The organism is Citrobacter sedlakii NBRC 105722 (assembly GCF_000759835.1).
In the GTDB taxonomy this organism is placed as follows: domain Bacteria; phylum Pseudomonadota; class Gammaproteobacteria; order Enterobacterales; family Enterobacteriaceae; genus Citrobacter_A; species Citrobacter_A sedlakii.
Genome location: NZ_BBNB01000003.1, coordinates 66,561 through 86,532, shown reverse-complemented (window position 1 = coordinate 86,532; position 19,972 = coordinate 66,561). Strand labels below are relative to the sequence as shown.

The following is a 19,972-nucleotide window of genomic DNA, read 5'->3' as shown; positions in this document are numbered from 1 at the left end:
ATTATGAATGCTCCATTTACCTATGCATCGCCGACCCTGAGCGTAGAAGCGCTTAAGCACTCTATCGCTTATAAGCTGATGTTCACGATTGGTAAAGATCCGGTCATTGCCAATAAGCATGAATGGTTGAACGCCACGCTGTTTGCGGTGCGCGATCGTCTTGTGGAGCGCTGGCTGCGTTCTAACCGGGCCCAGCTGTCGCAGGAAACTCGCCAGGTTTACTATCTGTCGATGGAGTTTCTGATTGGCCGCACGCTGTCCAACGCGCTGTTATCGCTAGGCATTTATGACGATGTGAAAGGCGCGCTGGAGGCGATGGGGCTCGATCTCGAAGAACTGATCGACGAAGAAAACGACCCGGGGCTGGGTAACGGCGGTCTTGGGCGTCTGGCGGCCTGTTTCCTTGATTCGCTGGCGACGTTAGGGCTGCCGGGACGCGGCTACGGTATTCGTTATGACTACGGCATGTTCAAGCAGAACATCGTCGACGGACGGCAGAAAGAGTCCCCCGACTACTGGCTGGAATACGGCAACCCGTGGGAATTTAAACGTCACAACACACGCTATAAGGTGCGTTTCGGCGGGCGTATCCAGCAGGAAGGCAAGAAAACGCGCTGGATTGAAACCGAGGAGATCCTGGCGGTCGCTTACGACCAGATCATCCCCGGCTATGACACCGACGCCACCAACACCCTGCGTCTGTGGAACGCCCAGGCCAGCAGCGAAATTAACCTGGGTAAATTCAACCAGGGCGACTACTTCGCGGCGGTGGAAGATAAAAATCACTCTGAAAACGTCTCGCGCGTGCTGTATCCGGATGACTCTACCTATTCCGGGCGTGAACTGCGTTTGCGGCAGGAATATTTCCTTGTTTCCGCCACGGTGCAGGATATTCTCAGCCGTCATTACCAACTGCATAAAACCTACAAAAACCTGGCGGATAAAATCGCCATCCACCTCAACGACACCCATCCGGTGCTGTCGATCCCGGAGCTGATGCGCCTGTTGATCGACGAGCATAAGTTTAGCTGGGACGACGCGTTTGAAGTCTGCTGTCAGGTCTTCTCTTACACCAACCACACGCTGATGAGTGAAGCGCTGGAAACCTGGCCGGTGGATATGCTTGGTAAAATCCTGCCGCGCCATTTGCAGATTATCTTTGAAATAAACGACTACTTCCTGAAAACCCTGCAGGAGCAGTATCCGAACGATACCGGTCTGCTGGGACGCGCCTCGATTATTGATGAGTCCAACGGTCGCCGCGTGCGTATGGCGTGGCTGGCTGTGGTCGTCAGTCATAAGGTGAACGGCGTGTCTGAACTGCACTCCAACCTGATGGTGCAGTCGCTGTTCGCCGATTTCGCCACTATCTTTCCGACCCGCTTCTGTAATGTGACCAACGGCGTGACGCCGCGTCGCTGGCTGGCGCTGGCGAATCCGTCACTTTCTGAGGTGCTGGATGAAAACATTGGCCGCACCTGGCGTACCGATCTCAGCCAGCTCAGCGAACTGGAGCAGCACTGCGATTTTCCGCTGGTGAATCACGCGGTGCGTCATGCGAAGCTGGAAAATAAAAAGCGGCTGGCGGTGTATATCGCGCAGCAACTGAACGTGGTGGTGAACCCGAAATCGCTGTTTGATGTGCAGATCAAACGTATTCACGAGTACAAGCGGCAACTGATGAACGTGCTGCATGTGATCACCCGTTACAACCGGATCAAGGCCGATCCGGATGCGCAGTGGGTGCCGCGGGTGAATATTTTTGCCGGTAAAGCCGCGTCGGCGTACTACATGGCGAAGCATATTATTCATCTGATTAACGACGTGGCGAAGGTGATTAACAACGACCCGCAGATTGGCGACAAACTGAAGGTAGTGTTTATCCCGAACTACAGCGTCAGCCTCGCGCAGTTGATTATTCCGGCGGCGGATCTCTCTGAGCAGATTTCTCTGGCAGGGACGGAGGCGTCAGGCACCAGTAACATGAAGTTCGCCCTCAACGGCGCACTGACCATCGGTACGCTGGACGGCGCGAACGTCGAGATGCAGGAGCACGTCGGTGAAGAGAATATCTTTATTTTTGGTAATACCGCGGAAGAGGTGGAGGAACTGCGCAGGCAGGGCTACAAACCGCGCGAGTACTACGAGAAAGATGAAGAACTGCACCAGGTGCTGACGCAGATTGGCAGCGGGATGTTCAGTCCGGACGAGCCAGGACGCTATCGTGATCTGGTGGATTCGCTGATTAACTTTGGCGACCACTATCAGGTACTGGCTGACTATCGCAGCTACGTGGATTGTCAGGACAAGGTCGATGAGCTGTATGGTCGCCCAGAAGAGTGGACCGCAAAAGCGATGCTCAATATCGCGAATATGGGGTATTTCTCTTCTGACCGAACCATCAAAGAGTATGCCGATACCATCTGGCATATCGATCCGGTTCGGCTGTAACAGGCATAGCGCCGGGGGCTTCGCTTACCCGGCCTACAACGCGCGTTGTAGGCCGGGTAGGGCGCAGCCGTCATCCGCCAATGCTGGTTTTACGATGCCAGCGACAGCGCCTGTTTTTCCGTATACGCCGCCAGCCATTGGGTTATGCGCGACTGTTGCTCAGCGTTGAGCCACATTCCCTCTTTGGTGCGGCGCCAAAGCGCATCGTCCGCGCGGCGCACCCATTCATGATCCACCAGATACTTCAGCTCCGCCTCGTAGAATTCATGACCGAAATCTTCGCCGAGATCCGCCAGCGACGTCGCTTCGCCGAGGATCAGTCTGGTGTTGCTGCCGTAGGTGCGGGAATAATGGCGCGCCAGTGATTCGCTCAGGAACGGATAGCGGCGGCGCAATTTAGCGGCATAATCTTCACGGTCGCCGCCAATCTCACCGCCCGGTAGCACGCAGTCTTTGGTCCACGCCGGACCGATACCCTGATAGTACGACGACAGTTTTTCCATTGCGTGTTCGGCGAGTTTACGGTAGGTGGTCAGCTTACCGCCGAACACCGACAGCAGCGGCGCTTTACCATTTTCATCATGAATATCCAGCGTGTAGTCGCGGGTGATGGCCTGCGGAGAATCGGATTCATCGTCGCACAGCGGACGTACGCCGGAATAGGTCCAGACGATATCGTCGCGGCCCAGCTGTTTTTTAAAGTGGGCGTTATACACCTTCAGCAGGTAATTGATTTCGCTTTCATCGATTTTCACCGCTTTCGGATCGCCTTTGTACTCAACGTCGGTGGTGCCGATGATCGAGAACTCATCCATCCACGGGATCACAAACACGATGCGTTTGTCTTCGTTTTGCAGAATGTAGGCCTGTTTCTGGGTATGAACGCGCGGCACCACGATGTGGCTGCCTTTGATCAAGCGAATACCGTACGGTGAAGGCAGATGCATGCCCTCGTCGAAAAACTCTTTTACCCACGGACCGGTAGCGTTGACCAGACCACGCGCCTGCCAGGTGTATTTTTTGCCGGAATCAATGTCTTCTGCTTCGACAATCCACAGACCGTTTTCGCGGCGCGCTGAGGTAGCCCGGGTGCGGGTCAACACCTCGCCGCCTTTTTGCACCACCATCTGCGCATTCGCCAGCACCAGTCGGGCATCGTCCACCCAGCAGTCAGAATATTCGAAACCGCGCACGATTTCCGGTTTAAGAACGGATTCTGCGCCAAAACGCAAACCGGTCGAACCCGGCAGGCTGGTGCGTTTGCCGAGGTGATCGTACATAAACAGACCGATGCGGATCATCCACGCCGGACGTAAATGGGGGCGATGCGGCAAACGAAAACGCATCGGAAAGGCAATATGCGGCGCCATTTTCAGCAGCACTTCACGCTCGGCCAGCGCTTCGCTAACCAGACGGAATTCGTAGTGTTCCAGGTAGCGCAGGCCACCATGAATGAGTTTTGAACTGGCGGAAGAGGTGGCGCACGCGAGATCCTGCGCTTCCAGCATCAGCACGGATAAACCGCGTCCAGCGGCATCTGCCGCGATACCGGCACCGTTAATGCCTCCCCCTATCACAATCAGATCTTTGGTTTCCATGCTGCCCTCTTGCACTTTCGTTATAGCTCATAAATGTTCGTTATCGAACATAATAGCAAAGAAACGCGCTATTGGTAACATCGAATAAACAATTTACAGTGATACATATAACATTATGGCGTTTCACTGCCGCCGGGACGTACACTACGCGGTAACATGCCTGAAAAACGTCACCTGCAATAACCTGTACGATAAAGAAGAGAATGTATGGATCAGTTTGAATGTATCAACGTAGAAGAAGCGCACCAGAAGCTGCATCAGGGCGCGGCGGTGCTGGTGGATATCCGCGATCCGCAAAGTTTCGCAATGGGACATACTCCGCAGGCGTTTCATCTGACGAACGACACGCTGGGCGCGTTTATGCGCGAGCATGATTTTGACACGGCGGTCATGGTGATGTGCTATCACGGCAACAGCAGCAAAGGCGCGGCGCAATATTTGTTACAGCAAGGGTATGATGCGGTCTACAGCGTAGACGGCGGCTTTGACGCCTGGCACCGCAACTTTCCCGCCGAAGTGGCGTATGGCGGTTAAGCCAACAAAATGCAGCCTGAAGGAAGAAGGGCCTATATACTGTCCTCTTTTGTGTGGAATAAGCGACAGCAACAATGTTGATGATTACTTCTTTTGCTAACCCCCGCGTGGCCCAGGCTTTTGTCGACTATATGGCGACGCAGGGCGTTATCCTGACCATTCAACAACATCAGCAAAGCGATGTCTGGCTGGCGGATGACTCCCAGGCTGAACGGGTACAGGCAGAGCTGGCGCGTTTTCTGGAGAATCCTGCCGATCCGCGCTATCTTGCGGCCAGCTGGCAGTCGGGGCATACCGGCAGCGGCCTGCACTACCGTCGCTTCCCGTTTCTCGCCACCCTGCGCGAGCGCGCCGGACCGGTCACCTGGTTTATCATGGCGCTCTGCGTTGTGGTATTTATCGTGCAAAATATCGTGGGCGATCAGACGGTAATGGTATGGCTGGCCTGGCCGTTCGATCCGTCACTGAAGTTTGATGTCTGGCGCTACTTCACGCATGCCTTTATGCATTTCTCACTGATGCATATCCTCTTTAACCTGCTGTGGTGGTGGTATCTTGGCGGCGCGGTAGAGAAGCGACTTGGCAGCGGGAAGCTGATAGTCATTACAGTAATCAGCGCGCTACTGAGCGGCTACGTACAGCAGAAATTCAGCGGTCCGTGGTTCGGTGGCCTGTCCGGTGTGGTCTACGCGCTGATGGGCTACGTCTGGCTGCGCGGCGAACGCGATCCGCAAAGCGGTATCTTTTTGCAACGCGGACTGATTATTTTCGCGTTAATCTGGATTGTTGCCGGTTGGCTGGATTTCTTCGGCATGTCGATGGCGAATGGCGCACACATTGCCGGGCTGGCGGTCGGACTGGCGATGGCGCTGGCTGACACGCTGAATGCGCGAAAACGAACATGATTCCAGGGAATAACAATGAAACAAACACAACGACATGACGCGATCATTGAGCTGGTAAAAAAACAGGGATACGTCAGTACCGAAGAGCTGGTGGAGCATTTCTCCGTTAGCCCGCAAACCATTCGCCGCGATCTCAACGATCTGGCCGATCAAAACATGATTCTGCGTCATCACGGCGGCGCCGCGCTGCCGTCCAGTTCGGTGAATACCCCGTGGCACGATCGAAAGGCCACTCAGACGGCGGAAAAAGAGCGCATTGCGCGCAAAGTGGCCACGCAAATCCCCAACGGTTCCACTCTGTTTATTGACATCGGCACCACGCCGGAAGCCGTGGCCCACGCGCTACTCGGTCACAGCAATTTGCGTATTGTGACTAACAACCTGAACGTGGCGAACACGCTGATGGCGAAAGACGATTTCCGCATTATCCTCGCGGGCGGCGAATTGCGCAGCCGCGACGGGGGAATTATCGGTGAAGCGACGCTCGATTTTATTTCGCAGTTCCGTCTTGATTTCGGCATTCTGGGGATCAGCGGCATCGACAGCGACGGTTCGCTGCTGGAGTTCGACTATCACGAAGTGCGCACTAAGCGTGCGATCATTGAAAATTCCCGCCATGTGATGCTGGTGGTGGATCATTCGAAGTTTGGCCGTAACGCGATGGTGAATATGGGCAGCATCAGTATGGTGGATGCCGTTTATACCGACACCCTGCCGCCCGCAGGCATTATGCAGGTGATTTCGGACAACCATATTCAACTGGAACTGTGTTAGTCACACCGCCGGGTGGCCACGCAATGCGCCCTGGCCGCCCTGACGGGATAATTACACCCCATAACCCATCATTTTTAGCAACTGCTGCGCATGCTGTACCGCGTCCTGACGGTGCGCCACGCCAAGTTTCTGATACAGGTTGCGGATGTGGGTTTTGATGGTGGTCGCGGCGACGGCCAGCTCTCCGGCGATCTGCTCGTTGCTGTACCCGGAGTAAATCAGCCCCAGCACCTGCCATTCACGTTGGGTCAGCGGGCTGGTGCGGATCAGCTCCGGCACTTCCGGATGGTTCAGCAGACGCTCGACAAAGCCTTCGTCGAAGTGGGCAAACTTGTGGCGGTGATGCTGGTTAATTTCGCGCAAGATCCGCTGGGCGCGATGCTGGTCCAGCTCCGGCAAGGTATTCAGTTGGATCAACTGGCGTAACTGCTGCGCCATCGCTTCGCCTTCAATCACAAAATGGCTGATAAAACCGGTGCGGTTGGCAAGCTGTAAGGCGTCGAGCAGCACGCGCTGGGCGTCGTTTTTCCGCCCTGCCTGCCAGTAAAGCTGGTTCAGGAGCAGCAGGTTACGGTTGAGATCGCTCATCAGCCGTAGGCTGCGCGCGTTCTCATTCAGTTCTTCAAGCACGATTTCCGCGGGTTCGAATTCCCCCAGCAGGATCTGCGCGCGGGCAATGTTGCGCCACTGGCCCTGCAGGAAGTGGTTATTGGCAAACTCCGGTTTCGGTGTGTGGCGCAACCAGTTAGCGGCGGACTTTTTATCGCCGGTCATCTGCCAGTAGATTACCCGTACTTTGTCGGCGTTGGAGATCCAGTCGCTATGGTAGTGACCGTTGCCGAGCAGGTTTTCCAGACGGTTAAGATGGCTGCGGGCATTATCCAGATCGCCGCGCGCCAGCGAGCACTGGATCAGCAGGGCCAGACACTGGAGCTGCTGCTGGGGCTGGAAGGTGGAAAGCACTTCAATGCCGCTGCGGGCAGAGGCTTCCGCTTCGTCCAGACGCGCCCATGCCCACAGTAACTGTGCGCGGATGCGTACCAGGAACTCGTGCATCGGCAACTGTTCCAGATGCTGATCTTTGATCAACTGGAACGCTTTTTCCTGTGTTTCCCAGGCGGCCTGCAAAAAGCCCTGGGCAAACAAGATTTCGCTTTGCTGGATCAGACTCCACAGCGCGTAGTGCCAGACGTCATGATGACGCGCCATCTGTTCGGTCTGCTGCATCAGCGCCAACGAGCGGGAGAGGTCGCCTTTACAGTGCAACACTTCGCCGTGCACCGAGGTGGCGACAATGCGGCTATAGAACCAGGCAATGGGCAGTTCGTCCAGCGCCAGTTTCGCCAGGCGTTCCGCTTCGTCAGGGTTGCCGTCGTTGATCGCCACCTGCGCCCGCAGCGCGTTAAATTCGGCATGCAGGGTGCTGTCCATCACGCCTTTGATCTCTTGTTCGGCGCGCGCCAGCAGAGTATTCACTTCGCTGTAGCGGTGCTGGCTCTGCATCAGCCAGGCCTGGAGCAGCACCAGACGCGGGTTTTCCAGCAAACTTTCCCACGGCAGCGCTTTGAGTGACTCTTCCAGCAGCGCCAGTTCGCTGTGGTTGAACAGACCCCAGGCGTGATTCAACAAGATATCGCGCAGCATATGCGCGTCACCTGCCGCCAGCGCGTGGTGGATAGCTTCGCTCGGGAAGCCCTGCGCCATCCAGCTTTCGGCGGCGGCGCGGTGAATCTCCGGCAGTTCTGTCGCCAGTTCCCACTGGCAGCGCTGGCGCAGGAAGCTACCAAACAGTGGGTGGTAGCTGAACCATTCGCCGGTGTCATCCATTCGTTGCAGGAATAAACCCTGACGCTCGATCTCCTCCAGGCGCATTTGACCGTTTTCTTCACCGGTCACCCGGACGATCAGCGCATCGTTCATTGATCGCAGAATGGCGCTTTTCAGCAGGAAATGACGGGTGCTGACGTCGACGCTGTCGAGCACTTCATCAACCAGATAATCTGAGAGATGGCTGGCGTTGATTCCTGCCAGTCGGCGTGCGGACTGGTGGGCTGAGTTGTTATTTTGCCGTGCAGAGAGGGCGATCAGCTGCAGGGCTGTCGCCCAACCGGCAACGTCGTCGCACATCCGGCTACTTTCAGCCGCTTCAATGGGGGAGGATAAACGGCGATCGAAAAACTGCTTCGCTTCCTGATGATTAAAGGCCAACTGCTGGCTGCCGATCTCCAGAAGCTGATCGCGTACGCGCAGATTGGCAATGCCTAACTGCGGTAAATTACGCGACAGCACCACCAGGGTAAGATTTTCCGGCTGATGGCGCAGGAAGAAGCGCATGGATTCGTGAATCACCGGATTGGTGATCAGGTGGTAGTCGTCGATAACCAGGTACAGCGGGCGATGCCATTCGGCCAGTTCAATAAACAGCTGCGCAAACAGCGAGGTCAGACTGACGTACTGGCGTTTTTGCACCATCACTTCACTGGTGGCGCAGTGTCCGTTGGTGGCCTGTTGAATTGCCGCAATCAGATAGCTGGCAAACCGTTCCTGCTGGTTGTCACCTTCATCCAGCGAATACCAGCCGAGATCGGTTTTGCCTGCGGCCCATTGTGAAACGAGCGTGGTTTTCCCATATCCCGCAGGACTTGTGATCAGGGCGAGCCTGTAATTGTTCGCGCCGGAAAGTTTAGCCAACAGGCGCTCGCGAACCACCGTATGGTCGAGACGAACCGGACGACTTAGTTTAGACGGAATCAACATAGTTAACACTTCACTGTGGAAAATGGGGGAACTGCGATTTTTTTTGCGCTTCGTAATTAATGGTTATAAGGTCGGCCAGATTAGAAACTTTTGCAAGTTATGTCCGGTAATGGACTGCCTTAATTTGCACTGCATCACAAATTTTTCTGAAGCCTAATCCGCGTCGGGTCTGGTTTGCCCGGCATGACGTTGGGTTTTTTACTCTTGCTGAAGAATAATTACAGTTTGCAAGGGCTTGCATTCATGAAAGTGACCGCGTTAATTGTAACTTACGGTGATAAATTATTATTGAAAATGCCCTACGGCGAAGCAGCAGAAAACGGTTTGAAATAGCAGCAGTATTTTCCTTGCAACAGACGTTGTTTAAGGATCATCACCAGAAACTACGATTATCGACGAGCGTTTTGCAGAGCGCGATATCGGTTACATGATAATCGCGAAGCGTGTCCTGAGGGCAGGAATGGTAAGACAACGCCATGAATAAAAAAGGGATAATGCAATCAGCAATGAGACCAAGGATAAAAGAAAAGGTAATGGTAAGAAGCACCCATTTTTCATAAGGGTCGGGAAGTGCCTGGTACTTTACGTCTTTGCTAAATAAAACCCTAACCATAGCAACAACAACATACATGACTAAAGGTATCGCGCCAATAAGTACGCATGTTTTATTATAAGAGATCCTATCCCCCATGCTGATTAAAGATAAAAAGTCAGTCATTACCCTGCCAAATAACAAAAAATGCAGGTTTTCGAGGAAAAAAAGAATAAGCGCAATAGCGCAAAGACGCAAATGACTCTTCTTCATTATCCCTCCTCAGAATGAGTAAAAGTTGGGGTGGGAGGATCCGCAATCATAATGTTTATGATTAAACGTATAGTCACGCAATTTATTTTTTAATTCACTTGATAGCCCTGCTTTTTCATCAATAATATTTAATCTGTTGTTAAAGATTAAACCCATAACAACAATGATAGTCGTGGTGACTATTACCGGCGAACTCAACAAAGCCAAAACGCCTGCGACTAACCCAATCAAAACTCCCGACACCACAGCTTTTGCCATATCCATTGTGATATCGACCAGAAAATCAGTCAGGTTATAGTCAGACTTAAAAATGAGTTCGATAGCCCGCCAGGCCAGCGAAAAATAGATGCAATATCTGACTCCGTTGCGGATGTTGTGGTAAAGCCCCCGTTTACCGATGGTCATTTCCAGTATTTGCGGGTGATTAGCGCCGTAGCGAGTACCGGTAAGTATGCGCCGTAAGCCGGGGTATCCGGTAATTTTTATATAGGTTTTACCGCCCACTTTGTATTCAATGGCTTTGATTTTCAAAACATCAAAGTTAAACATCAACTCCTTAGCAGGGTTGTACCAGGTGGTGAGCTTTGACAGACTGCGAAAGGCATCCAGCCCATCCTTTATATTGCCAGGCCCTGCCCGATATGAAAAAAAACGATCGACGCCACCCATCAAATCGTCGATAACTTGCTGCGCTTCTTCCAGGGTCAGCAGGAGAATGTGATGATGTTGGGTAATAAATGAACCATCCATAAAAGCCATATCACGCAGCGCAGGATTCATTGAATGCCAGCGGAAGTCTGATGAATCGCGTAGTGGATCTTCCCTGTAATGATCGGTGTTGTATAACGAAGAGGGTCGGTGACGCATACTATTCTCTTATATAAACTGTCCAGACTCAGAAAAGACGGTCGTTCCAGAAACTGAAAGCGCTGGTGCTCGCTATACAGTGTTCCCAACTGATAGATTCATACGTAAAACAAACGCGTTCCTGTGCTTCGTTACCATTTTCAATAATATTATGTGGTACTATCATTTTGATGCTAGAAATATGCGCTTTGAATAACTTTATTTTATAATAAATCTCTTGATGCCCTTCCGGATTAACCCGATAGAGATGGATCTCACACTCAAGCGTTTCGTTATCATTTATAGCTTTGTTGAGCAACGGCGACGAACGATCAACGGGCTTGATGATTTGCAATTCATGATGGCAAACATTTTGCTGGCGGGATGTTTCATGCTCAAGTGCGTAAATCATTATCTGATCAATATGACTGGCCTGAGATTTATTACCAATCGAATTCCGTGAGCCGCACCGGGCCGAGATATCACCCTGTAACTCTCCCTTTAGCGTAAGCCAGGATAAATGAGCCATATTATTTCCTTATAAAATATTTACGTAAATAATATATTGAAATAAAGCTATTTAAGTGTGCGCGTGTTATTTCGGTAATTCAACTATTTTTATTATTGCATTCCAGTAATAATAAAAGACGTCGTAACACATTCTCATATATACCGGACAGGCGATTCATCCCCATTCACGGAAGTTGGTCTGGCCAGACCAAAATTTGGGTTAAAATAAGCAAGTGACGGTAAGCTGAACCGCAGGGAAGGATGCGCGAAAGTGGCCTCGATCACATTTTTGCGCTCATCCCCACTACTCCTCCCTGTCTAATCCCGGGTGGGATGAGGAAGGTCAACAATGAGCCAGGCAAACTAGCGATAACGTTGTTTTATTACCAAAGGACCCGGAATTCCTATGTCACAGCCTACCTTCAATCAAGAGCAATTTCAGGCTGCCCTGACGCGTCAGTGGCAGCGTTTCGGTTTACTGTCAGCTCACGAGATGACGTCCCGCCAGTGGTGGCAGGCGGTCAGCGGCGCGCTGGCGGAATTACTCAGCGCCCAACCTGTGGCGAAGCCGGTGAAAAACCAGCGCCATGTGAACTACATTTCAATGGAGTTTCTGATTGGACGCCTGACCGGTAATAACCTGTTGAATTTGGGCTGGTATGAAGGGGTGAGCGAGACGCTGAAAGCACACGGCGTTCACCTCACTGACCTGCTGGAAGAAGAGATTGACCCGGCGCTGGGCAACGGGGGGCTGGGCCGTCTGGCGGCCTGCTTCCTTGATTCCATGGCGACCGTCGGACAGTCTGCGACCGGCTATGGCCTCAACTACCAGTACGGGCTGTTCCGCCAGTCGTTTGCCGACGGTAAGCAAATGGAAGCGCCGGACGACTGGCATCGCGGTAGCTACCCGTGGTTCCGCCATAATGAAGCGCTTGACGTGCAGGTGGGGATCGGCGGGAAAGTAACGAAGGACGGGCGCTGGGAGCCTGACTTTACGATCACCGGGCAGGCGTGGGATCTGCCGGTACTGGGTTACCGTAACGGCGTAGCGCAACCGCTGCGTCTGTGGCAAGCCACCCATGCGCATCCGTTTAACCTGACCAAATTTAACGACGGCGATTTCCTGCGTGCCGAGCAACAGGGCATCGATGCTGACAAACTGACCAAAGTGCTCTACCCGAACGACAACCATACCGCTGGCAAAAAGCTGCGCCTGATGCAGCAATATTTCCAGTGCGCCTGCTCGGTGGCCGACATTCTGCGTCGCCATCATCTGGCGGGGCGTAAGCTGCACGAGCTGGCGGATTACGAAGTCATTCAACTGAACGACACCCATCCGACCATTGCGATCCCGGAACTGCTGCGTGTGCTGATTGACGAACATCAGATGAGCTGGGATGACGCCTGGGCGATCACCAGCCGCACCTTCGCCTACACCAACCACACCCTGATGCCGGAAGCGCTGGAGTGTTGGGATGAGAAGCTGGTAAAAGCGCTGCTGCCGCGTCATATGCAGATTATTAAAGAGATTAACACCCGCTTTAAAACGCTTGTCGATAAAACCTGGCCTGGCGACAAGCAGGTCTGGGCGAAGCTGGCGGTGGTGCATGACAAACAGGTGCGCATGGCGAACCTGTGCGTGGTCAGCGGCTTTGCGGTTAACGGCGTGGCGGCACTGCACTCCGATCTGGTGGTGAAAGATCTGTTCCCCGAATACCACCAGTTGTGGCCAAACAAATTCCACAATGTCACCAACGGCATTACCCCGCGCCGCTGGATCAAACAGTGCAACCCGCAGTTGGCGGCGCTGTTGGATAAGACGCTGAAAAAAGAGTGGGCCAACGATCTCGATCAGTTGATCAACCTTGAGAAGTACGCTGACGACGCGAAATTCCGTCAGACCTGGCGCGACATCAAACAGGCTAACAAAGTACGTCTGGCCGAGTTTGTAAAAGCGCGTACCGGTATTGCGATTAACCCGCAGGCGATTTTTGACATTCAGATTAAGCGCCTGCATGAGTACAAACGCCAGCATCTGAACCTGCTGCATATTGTGGCGCTGTATAAAGAGATCCGCGAAAACCCCCAGGCTGACCGTGTGCCGCGTGTGTTCCTGTTTGGCGCGAAGGCGGCGCCGGGCTACTACCTGGCGAAAAATATCATCTTCGCTATTAATAAAGTGGCGGACACCATCAACAACGATCCGAAGGTCGGCGATAAGCTGAAAGTGGTGTTCCTGCCGGACTACTGCGTGTCGGCGGCGGAAATGCTGATCCCGGCGGCGGATATCTCGGAGCAAATCTCCACGGCGGGTAAAGAAGCCTCCGGAACCGGCAATATGAAGCTGGCGCTGAACGGCGCGCTGACGGTCGGTACGCTGGACGGGGCGAATGTCGAAATCGCCGAGAAAGTTGGTGATGAAAACATCTTTATTTTTGGCCATACCGTGGAAGAAGTGAAAGCCCTGAAGGCGAAAGGCTACGACCCGGTGAAGTGGCGTAAGAAAGATAAGCTGCTGGATGCGGTGCTGAAAGAGCTGGAAAGCGGTAAGTACAGCGACGGCGACAAACACGCTTTCGATCCGATGCTGCACAGCATCGGCAAGCAGGGCGGCGACCCGTATCTGGTGATGGCCGATTTCGCCGCTTACGTAGAGGCGCAGAAGCAGGTGGATGTACTGTACCGTGACCCGGAGGGTTGGACTCGCGCGGCGATCCTGAACTCTGCGCGCTGCGGCATGTTCAGCTCGGATCGTTCTATCCGTGATTATCAGACCCGTATCTGGCAGGCCAAACGCTAAGGGAGCGCGATGGAGAGCAAACGTCTTGATAATGCCGCGCTGGCGGCGGGGATCAGCCCCCATTACATCAATGCCCACGGCAAACCGCAGTCAATTGGCGCCGAAACCAAGCGGCGTTTGCTGGACGCAATGCACCGTATCCCCGACGCCGGGAAGGCGGCGACGCCTGTGCCGGGCGTCAGGGTGTTTACTGCGGGCAAAAAAATGTCGCTCACCGTCGAAGGCAAAGGCGAGTTTAGCTGGCTGTTGACGACCGAACAGGGCGAGCCGTTTAAAGGCCATGCGACAGGCGGCAAAGCGTTCAACCTGCCGGCGAAGCTGCCGCCCGGTTATCACTCGCTGACGCTGACGCAAGGGGAGCAGCGCAGCCATTGCCGGATCATCGTCGCGCCGAAGCGCTGCTATGAACCGCAGGCATTACTGAACGGTAAAAAATTGTGGGGCGCGTGCGTGCAGCTTTATACGCTGCGCTCAGACAACAACTGGGGAATTGGCGATTTCGGCGATCTGAAAGCCATGCTGGTTGACGTCGCCAAACGCGGCGGGGCGTTTATTGGATTAAATCCGATCCACGCGCTTTATCCTGCCAACCCTGAAAGCGCCAGCCCTTATAGCCCATCGTCACGCCGTTGGCTGAACGTGATTTATATTGACGTGAATGCGGTCGACGATTTCCGTCTGAGTGAAGAGGCGCAGGCATGGTGGCAAATGCCAACCACGCAGCAAACATTGAAGCAGGCGCGGGAGGCCGAATGGGTCGATTATTCGACCGTCACCGCGCTTAAATTGGCGGCTCTGCGCATGGCGTGGAAACGCTTTGCCGTGCGTGATGATGAGCAGATGGCGGCGTTCCGCCATTTTGTGGCGCAGGAAGGCGAAAGCCTCTACTGGCAGGCGGCGTTTGATGCGTTGCATGCCGCACAGGTGAAAGAAGACGAACTGCGCTGGGGGTGGCCGGTCTGGCCGCAGGCGTATCAGTCGGTGGACTCACCGGCGGTCAAAGCCTTTTGTGACGCACACCGTGACGAAGTGGATTTTTATCTCTGGCTACAGTGGCTGGCGTACACCCAGTTTGCGGCGTGCTGGGAAACCAGCCAGGGCTATAGCATGCCGGTCGGCCTGTACCGTGATCTGGCGGTAGGCGTGGCGGAAGGCGGGGCGGAAACCTGGTGCGATCGCGAGCTGTATTGCCTGAAAGCGTCGGTTGGCGCGCCGCCGGATATTCTCGGTCCGCTTGGGCAAAACTGGGGGCTGCCGCCAATGGATCCGCATATTATGGCGGCGCGCGCTTACGAACCATTTATTGAGCTGCTGCGCGCCAATATGCAGAACTGTGGCGCGCTGCGTATCGACCACGTGATGTCGATGCTGCGTCTGTGGTGGATCCCGTATGGCGAAACCGCCGACCACGGCGCGTATGTTCATTATCCGGTCGACGATCTGCTGTCGATTCTGGCGCTTGAAAGCCACCGGCATCAGTGCATGGTGATTGGGGAAGATTTGGGTACGGTGCCGGTGGAGATTGTCGGCAAGCTGCGTGACAGCGGCGTGTACTCGTACAAAGTCCTCTACTTCGAGAATGATCATGAGAAGACCTACCGTGCGCCGAAAGCGTATCCGGAACAATCAATGGCTGTCGCGACGACGCATGACCTTCCTACGCTGCGAGGCTACTGGGAGAGCGGAGACCTGACGCTTGGTAAAACGCTGGGGCTGTATCCTGACGATGTCGTGCTGCGCGGCCTGTATCAGGACCGCGAGCTGGCGAAGCAGGGGCTGCTGGACGCTCTGCACAAGTATGGCTGTCTGCCTAAACGCGCCGGGCATAAGGCTTCGCTGATGGCGATGACGCCAACGCTGAATCGCGGTATGCAGCGATATATCGCCGACAGTAACAGCGCCCTGTTGGGTTTACAGCCGGAAGACTGGCTGGATATGGCGGAACCGGTGAACATTCCGGGCACCAGCTATCAGTACAAAAACTGGCGTCGTAAGCTGTCCGCCACGCTTGAAACGATGTTTGCGGATGAAAAGGTGAATAAACTGATTAAGGATCTGGACAAGCGGCGACGCGCGGCCACGAAGAAAAGGTAAAACAAAACCCGTCGAAAGACGGGTTTTTACTGTCCTGATGATGTGCCGGATACGACGTTTCGTGTCGCCATCCGGCACAGAAAGCGATCAGACCACCATCCCCAGCAGCAGACAGCCAATCAGGCCGCAGACTGAGATAATGGTTTCCAGCATCGACCAGGACTTGATGGTCTCGCCGATTGTCAGGTTGAAGTATTCTTTAAACAGCCAGAAGCCCGGATCGTTCACGTGAGAGAAAATCACGCTACCGGAGCCAACTGCAATCACCATTAGCTCAGGACTCACGCCGGTTGTGGCAATCAGCGGCGCGACAATCCCGCCAGCGGTAATTGCTGCAACGGTTGCAGAACCCAGCGCGATACGCAGAACGGCTGCGATAGACCACGCCATCAGGAGCGGGGAAATGTTGGTTTCATGCATCATTGACGCGATGTATTTGTCCACGCCGCTGTCAACCAGCACCTGTTTGAACGCACCGCCGCCGCCGATGATCAACAGCATCATGGCGATAATTTTGATCGAAGAAGTCAGGGTGTCGTTAATCTGATCCATCGAACGACCACGGTTCAGGCCGAAGGTGAACAGGGCGATCAGCACTGCAATCAGTGTCGCCATTACCGGGTCGCCAAAGAACTCCGCCACCGGCAGGAAGGCGTGGCCTTTCGGCAAGACCATTTCGGCAACGGCGCGCATCGCCATCAGCACAACCGGGACCAGCGAAGTCCAGACGCTGACGCCAAAGCTCGGCATCTCTTCTTCGCTAAAGGTTTTCGCGCTGTACAGACCTTCCGGGATCGGCTTATCGATGCCTTTCAGGCAGCGAGCAAATACCGGACCTGCCAGAATAACGGTCGGGATCGCCAGGATAGTACCGAACAGCAGCGTTTTACCCATATCGGCCTGGAAAATGGTGGCGATAGCGGTCGGGCCCGGGTGCGGCGGCAGAAAGCCGTGGGTGACGGACAGCGCAGCCGCCATGGGTACGCCGACGTACAGCAGCGGAATGTTGGCCGCAGCCGCAATCGTAAAGACCAGCGGCAGCATCAGCACAAAGCCCACTTCGTAGAACAGGGCGAAACCAACGGTAAAGCCGGTTAATACCACGGCCCACTGGATGTGCTGTTTACCAAATTTGGCAATCAGGGTGGTGGCGATACGCTGTGCGCCGCCGCAGTCCGCCAGCATTTTGCCCAGCATGGCGCCAAAGCCCATGATCAGGGCGAGGCTTCCCAGGGTACCGCCGACGCCCGCTTTGATCGAGCCGATAACTTTATCCAGCGGCATTCCTTGCATCAATCCAACAGCAAGCGCCACCAGGACGAGAGCGATGAAGCCGTTCATTTTGAAGCGGATCATCAGGAGTAATAGCAAGATTACACCGATAGCAACGATGACTAATGGCATGATTTACCTGGCCTTTCATTTTGTTATGGGTAACGTCAGTGTTTAGACGACAATTTCCGGTTGTCCCAACTGGGAACAGAGACGTAACGGCACCGTGACTGATTTCCTTCGAACTATTTAGTTTAGTCGGATGTTATGTGTGTGTTGGGTGCCCATGCGAATGATACGGGTAACATGTTGTGATTGAAAATCACCCCGGTAGGCAAAATTTAAATTATGCGAGGCAGGTCAAATTATTGGGGTAGCAGAAGGGCATTTTATGACGGATGAACAGCCGTATGTGCAAGGCAGATACGCGTGAGCAGGCCCGGTAAGCGGTAGCCCACCGGGCAAAAGGGAGGCCGGACTTAGTAGTATGAGTGTTCGCCGCGCTGGTGTTCAGTCAGGTCGCGAACGCCTTTCAGTTCCGGGAATTCGTTCAGCAGTTGCTTTTCGATCCCTTCTTTCAGGGTGACGTCAACCATGGAGCACCCGTTACAGCCGCCGCCAAACTGCAGGATGGCGTAGCCTTCGTCGGTGATCTCCATCAGTGAAACGCGACCGCCGTGACCGGCAAGCTGCGGGTTAATCTGCGATTGCAGCATATATTCAACGCGTTCCATCAGCGGCGCATCGTCAGCCACTTTACGCATTTTGGCGTTCGGCGCTTTCAGGGTTAACTGAGAACCTAACTGGTCGGTGACGAAATCGATTTCCGCATCTTCCAGAAACGGTGCGCTCAGTTCATCAACATACGCAGTCAGCAGATCAAATTTCAGGGCGGTGTCGGTTGCTTCCACGGCGTCCGGCGGACAATAAGAAACGCCACATTCAGCGTTAGGCGTACCGGGATTGATCACAAATACGCGGATTTGTGTCCCTTCTTCCTGATTTGCCAGCAGTTTGGCAAAGTGCGCTTGTGCAGCATCGGAAATACGGATCATAGTAATGGCCTAATAGTTGACTATTTTAGTTGGTTATAATACGCCCATCATCGAGGCTCTACAAGGTTCGACACAGGCACCATACCTGGACCGTCGCCGCGCCGTTGCGCAAAAGCAGCTTCGCGAGCTCCCCGACGGTACTGCCGGTAGTGACGACATCATCCACAACAACCATATGGAGTCCCTTTACCGGCAATTCAAGGCGAAAGGCGTTTTTCAGGTTGCGTTTACGCAGTCGGGCGCTGAGATGATGCTGGGGCGCGGTAGGACGTACGCGCGTGACGCAGCGATCGTCCCAGGGACAATTTAGCCAACGCGCCAGCGGTCGGCACAGCAGTTCGCTTTGATTAAATCCTCTGCGCCAGTGGCGACGCGACCAGAGCGGAACGCTAATCAGCCTGTCTGGGCGGATGAATCCGCTCTGACGACGTGCCTGTAACACTGACAGCAACAGCAAACGCGCCAGCGCGGGGGCGATCTCCCCGCGTCGGGAAAATTTAAGCTGGTGGATAAGCGTACTCAACGGCGGCGTATAGTCGTTTACCATAATCAGCCGCTGCCACGGCGGCGGTTTTTGCAGACAGCGGCCGCAGGGCAGGGTTGGATGCGCGCAAGGCAGCCCACAGCGCGGACAAAGCAAGACACGGTGGCCCGTCGCCCGCTGGCAGACGGAGCAAAGACCCCAACGGCTTAGCGCCAGCGGCATCCGACATAGCCAGCATAATCCCGGTACTGTTAGCATAGGTTCATCCTTGTAAGTGAAAAGAGAACAGTAACTGATGAATGACATTTGGTGGCAGACCCGCGGCGAGGGAAAGTGTCATCTTGTGCTGCTGCACGGATGGGGACTGAATGCGGAGGTGTGGCATTGCATTAGCGAGGAACTTAGCTCGCATTTCACGCTGCATCTGGTCGATCTTCCCGGTTTTGGGCGCAGTCAGGGGTTTGGCGCGATGTCGCTTGAGGAGATGGCGGTTCACGTACTGAAACAGGCGCCAGAGAACGCGATCTGGCTGGGCTGGAGTCTGGGAGGGCTGGTGGCAAGCCAGGTGGCGCTAACGCGTCCTGAACGTGTGCAGGCGCTGGTAACGGTGGCGTCCTCTCCCTGCTTTAGCGCCCGTGACGGCTGGCCGGGGATCAAGCCTGAAGTACTGGCGGGTTTCCAGCAGCAGCTAAGTGAGGACTTTCAGCGGACGGTTGAGCGTTTTCTGGCGCTGCAAACCATGGGCACGGCGTCGGCGCGCCAGGATGCCCGCGCGCTGAAGAAAACGGTGCTGGCGTTGCCCATGCCGCCGGTAGACGTGCTCAACGGCGGACTGGAGATCCTTAAAACGGTTGATCTGCGCGAACCGCTGAAAGCCGTGCAGGTGCCTTTCCTGCGCCTGTACGGTTACCTGGACGGTCTGGTGCCGCGTAAGATTGTGCCAGTGCTGGATGCGCTGTGGCCGCAGAGTGAATCGCAGATCTTTACGAAGGCGGCACATGCCCCGTTTATTTCTCATCCAGCGGCGTTTTGTGAAGCGCTGATTGCGTTGAAACAGTCACTGTAATGCCTGTTGCCAGGCCCGGCA

The 19,972-nt window shown here is 54.5% G+C and carries 15 protein-coding genes; 7 read left to right on the top strand and 8 right to left on the bottom strand.

Going from position 1 to position 19,972, the window contains the following annotated elements; translation table 11 throughout:
* Positions 1-3: 3 nt before the first annotated feature.
* A complete protein-coding gene (glgP, locus tag CSE01S_RS07855) occupies positions 4-2,451 on the top strand; it encodes a glycogen phosphorylase (protein ID WP_042286448.1) in 2,448 nt (815 codons plus the stop codon).
* A gap of 89 nt (positions 2,452-2,540) precedes the next feature.
* Here the strand turns inward: glgP and glpD are convergent, their stop codons facing one another.
* Positions 2,541-4,049 (bottom strand): glycerol-3-phosphate dehydrogenase, encoded by a 1,509-nt coding sequence (glpD, locus tag CSE01S_RS07850; protein ID WP_042286444.1) that lies wholly within the window; start codon positions 4,047-4,049, stop codon positions 2,541-2,543.
* A 207-nt stretch (positions 4,050-4,256) separates the two neighbouring features.
* Between glpD and glpE the strand changes: the two genes are divergently transcribed.
* From glpE to CSE01S_RS07835, 3 genes are all read left to right on the top strand, one after another.
* Positions 4,257-4,583: a thiosulfate sulfurtransferase GlpE gene (gene glpE, locus CSE01S_RS07845; RefSeq protein WP_042286441.1), complete on the top strand. Its 327-nt coding sequence runs from the start codon at positions 4,257-4,259 to the stop codon at positions 4,581-4,583.
* 74 nt (positions 4,584-4,657) lie between these two features.
* Positions 4,658-5,488 (top strand): rhomboid family intramembrane serine protease GlpG, encoded by an 831-nt coding sequence (gene glpG / locus CSE01S_RS07840; protein WP_042286439.1) that lies wholly within the window; start codon positions 4,658-4,660, stop codon positions 5,486-5,488.
* 15 nt (positions 5,489-5,503) lie between these two features.
* Entirely contained in the window at positions 5,504-6,262 is a 759-nt protein-coding gene (locus tag CSE01S_RS07835) for a DeoR/GlpR family transcriptional regulator (RefSeq protein WP_042286437.1), read from the top strand.
* Between the two features lie 51 nt (positions 6,263-6,313).
* Here the strand turns inward: CSE01S_RS07835 and malT are convergent, their stop codons facing one another.
* The 4 genes from malT to CSE01S_RS07815 form a co-directional block, all read right to left on the bottom strand.
* Positions 6,314-9,019 (bottom strand): HTH-type transcriptional regulator MalT, encoded by a 2,706-nt coding sequence (gene malT, locus CSE01S_RS07830; protein WP_042286434.1) that lies wholly within the window; start codon positions 9,017-9,019, stop codon positions 6,314-6,316.
* Positions 9,020-9,392: 373 nt separating this feature from the next.
* Positions 9,393-9,824 carry a DUF1240 domain-containing protein gene (locus CSE01S_RS07825; RefSeq protein ID WP_042286430.1) on the bottom strand — a complete coding sequence of 144 codons (432 nt, stop codon included), beginning with the start codon at positions 9,822-9,824 and terminating at the stop codon, positions 9,393-9,395.
* Between the two features lie 9 nt (positions 9,825-9,833).
* A complete protein-coding gene (locus CSE01S_RS07820; RefSeq protein WP_042286426.1) occupies positions 9,834-10,691 on the bottom strand; it encodes a hypothetical protein in 858 nt (285 codons plus the stop codon).
* A 28-nt stretch (positions 10,692-10,719) separates the two neighbouring features.
* On the bottom strand, positions 10,720-11,199 hold the full coding sequence (locus CSE01S_RS07815; RefSeq protein WP_042286423.1) for an Hcp family type VI secretion system effector: 480 nt from the start codon (positions 11,197-11,199) through the stop codon (positions 10,720-10,722).
* 387 nt (positions 11,200-11,586) lie between these two features.
* On the opposite strand from CSE01S_RS07815, the gene malP reads away from it, so the two are divergent.
* Together malP and malQ are read left to right on the top strand one after the other, a co-directional pair.
* The gene (gene malP / locus CSE01S_RS07810; RefSeq protein ID WP_042286419.1) at positions 11,587-13,980 is read left to right on the top strand and encodes a maltodextrin phosphorylase; all 2,394 of its coding nucleotides are present in this window, start codon (positions 11,587-11,589) and stop codon (positions 13,978-13,980) included.
* Between the two features lie 9 nt (positions 13,981-13,989).
* Positions 13,990-16,074: a 4-alpha-glucanotransferase gene (malQ, locus tag CSE01S_RS07805; RefSeq protein WP_042286416.1), complete on the top strand. Its 2,085-nt coding sequence runs from the start codon at positions 13,990-13,992 to the stop codon at positions 16,072-16,074.
* Positions 16,075-16,161: 87 nt separating this feature from the next.
* Here malQ and gntT read toward each other — a convergent pair whose 3' ends face one another.
* From gntT to gntX, 3 genes are all read right to left on the bottom strand, one after another.
* Positions 16,162-17,478, bottom strand: coding sequence for a gluconate transporter (gene gntT / locus CSE01S_RS07800; protein WP_042286414.1), 1,317 nt, complete (start codon positions 17,476-17,478; stop codon positions 16,162-16,164).
* A 347-nt stretch (positions 17,479-17,825) separates the two neighbouring features.
* Positions 17,826-18,401, bottom strand: coding sequence for a Fe-S biogenesis protein NfuA (gene nfuA / locus CSE01S_RS07795; protein ID WP_012908340.1), 576 nt, complete (start codon positions 18,399-18,401; stop codon positions 17,826-17,828).
* A 58-nt stretch (positions 18,402-18,459) separates the two neighbouring features.
* Positions 18,460-19,143 carry a DNA utilization protein GntX gene (gntX, locus tag CSE01S_RS07790; RefSeq protein WP_042286411.1) on the bottom strand — a complete coding sequence of 228 codons (684 nt, stop codon included), beginning with the start codon at positions 19,141-19,143 and terminating at the stop codon, positions 18,460-18,462.
* 37 nt (positions 19,144-19,180) lie between these two features.
* On the opposite strand from gntX, the gene bioH reads away from it, so the two are divergent.
* Positions 19,181-19,951 (top strand): pimeloyl-ACP methyl ester esterase BioH, encoded by a 771-nt coding sequence (gene bioH / locus CSE01S_RS07785; protein ID WP_042286408.1) that lies wholly within the window; start codon positions 19,181-19,183, stop codon positions 19,949-19,951.
* Positions 19,952-19,972: the final 21 nt, after the last annotated feature.

Coding starts and splice junctions, on each gene's coding strand:
- glgP (WP_042286448.1), top strand. CDS start 4: ATGAATGCTCCATTTACCTATGCATCGCCGACCCTGAGCGTAGAAGCG.
- glpD (WP_042286444.1), bottom strand. CDS start 4,049: ATGGAAACCAAAGATCTGATTGTGATAGGGGGAGGCATTAACGGTGCC.
- glpE (WP_042286441.1), top strand. CDS start 4,257: ATGGATCAGTTTGAATGTATCAACGTAGAAGAAGCGCACCAGAAGCTG.
- glpG (WP_042286439.1), top strand. CDS start 4,658: ATGTTGATGATTACTTCTTTTGCTAACCCCCGCGTGGCCCAGGCTTTT.
- CSE01S_RS07835 (WP_042286437.1), top strand. CDS start 5,504: ATGAAACAAACACAACGACATGACGCGATCATTGAGCTGGTAAAAAAA.
- malT (WP_042286434.1), bottom strand. CDS start 9,019: ATGTTGATTCCGTCTAAACTAAGTCGTCCGGTTCGTCTCGACCATACG.
- CSE01S_RS07825 (WP_042286430.1), bottom strand. CDS start 9,824: ATGAAGAAGAGTCATTTGCGTCTTTGCGCTATTGCGCTTATTCTTTTT.
- CSE01S_RS07820 (WP_042286426.1), bottom strand. CDS start 10,691: ATGCGTCACCGACCCTCTTCGTTATACAACACCGATCATTACAGGGAA.
- CSE01S_RS07815 (WP_042286423.1), bottom strand. CDS start 11,199: ATGGCTCATTTATCCTGGCTTACGCTAAAGGGAGAGTTACAGGGTGAT.
- malP (WP_042286419.1), top strand. CDS start 11,587: ATGTCACAGCCTACCTTCAATCAAGAGCAATTTCAGGCTGCCCTGACG.
- malQ (WP_042286416.1), top strand. CDS start 13,990: ATGGAGAGCAAACGTCTTGATAATGCCGCGCTGGCGGCGGGGATCAGC.
- gntT (WP_042286414.1), bottom strand. CDS start 17,478: ATGCCATTAGTCATCGTTGCTATCGGTGTAATCTTGCTATTACTCCTG.
- nfuA (WP_012908340.1), bottom strand. CDS start 18,401: ATGATCCGTATTTCCGATGCTGCACAAGCGCACTTTGCCAAACTGCTG.
- gntX (WP_042286411.1), bottom strand. CDS start 19,143: ATGCTAACAGTACCGGGATTATGCTGGCTATGTCGGATGCCGCTGGCG.
- bioH (WP_042286408.1), top strand. CDS start 19,181: ATGAATGACATTTGGTGGCAGACCCGCGGCGAGGGAAAGTGTCATCTT.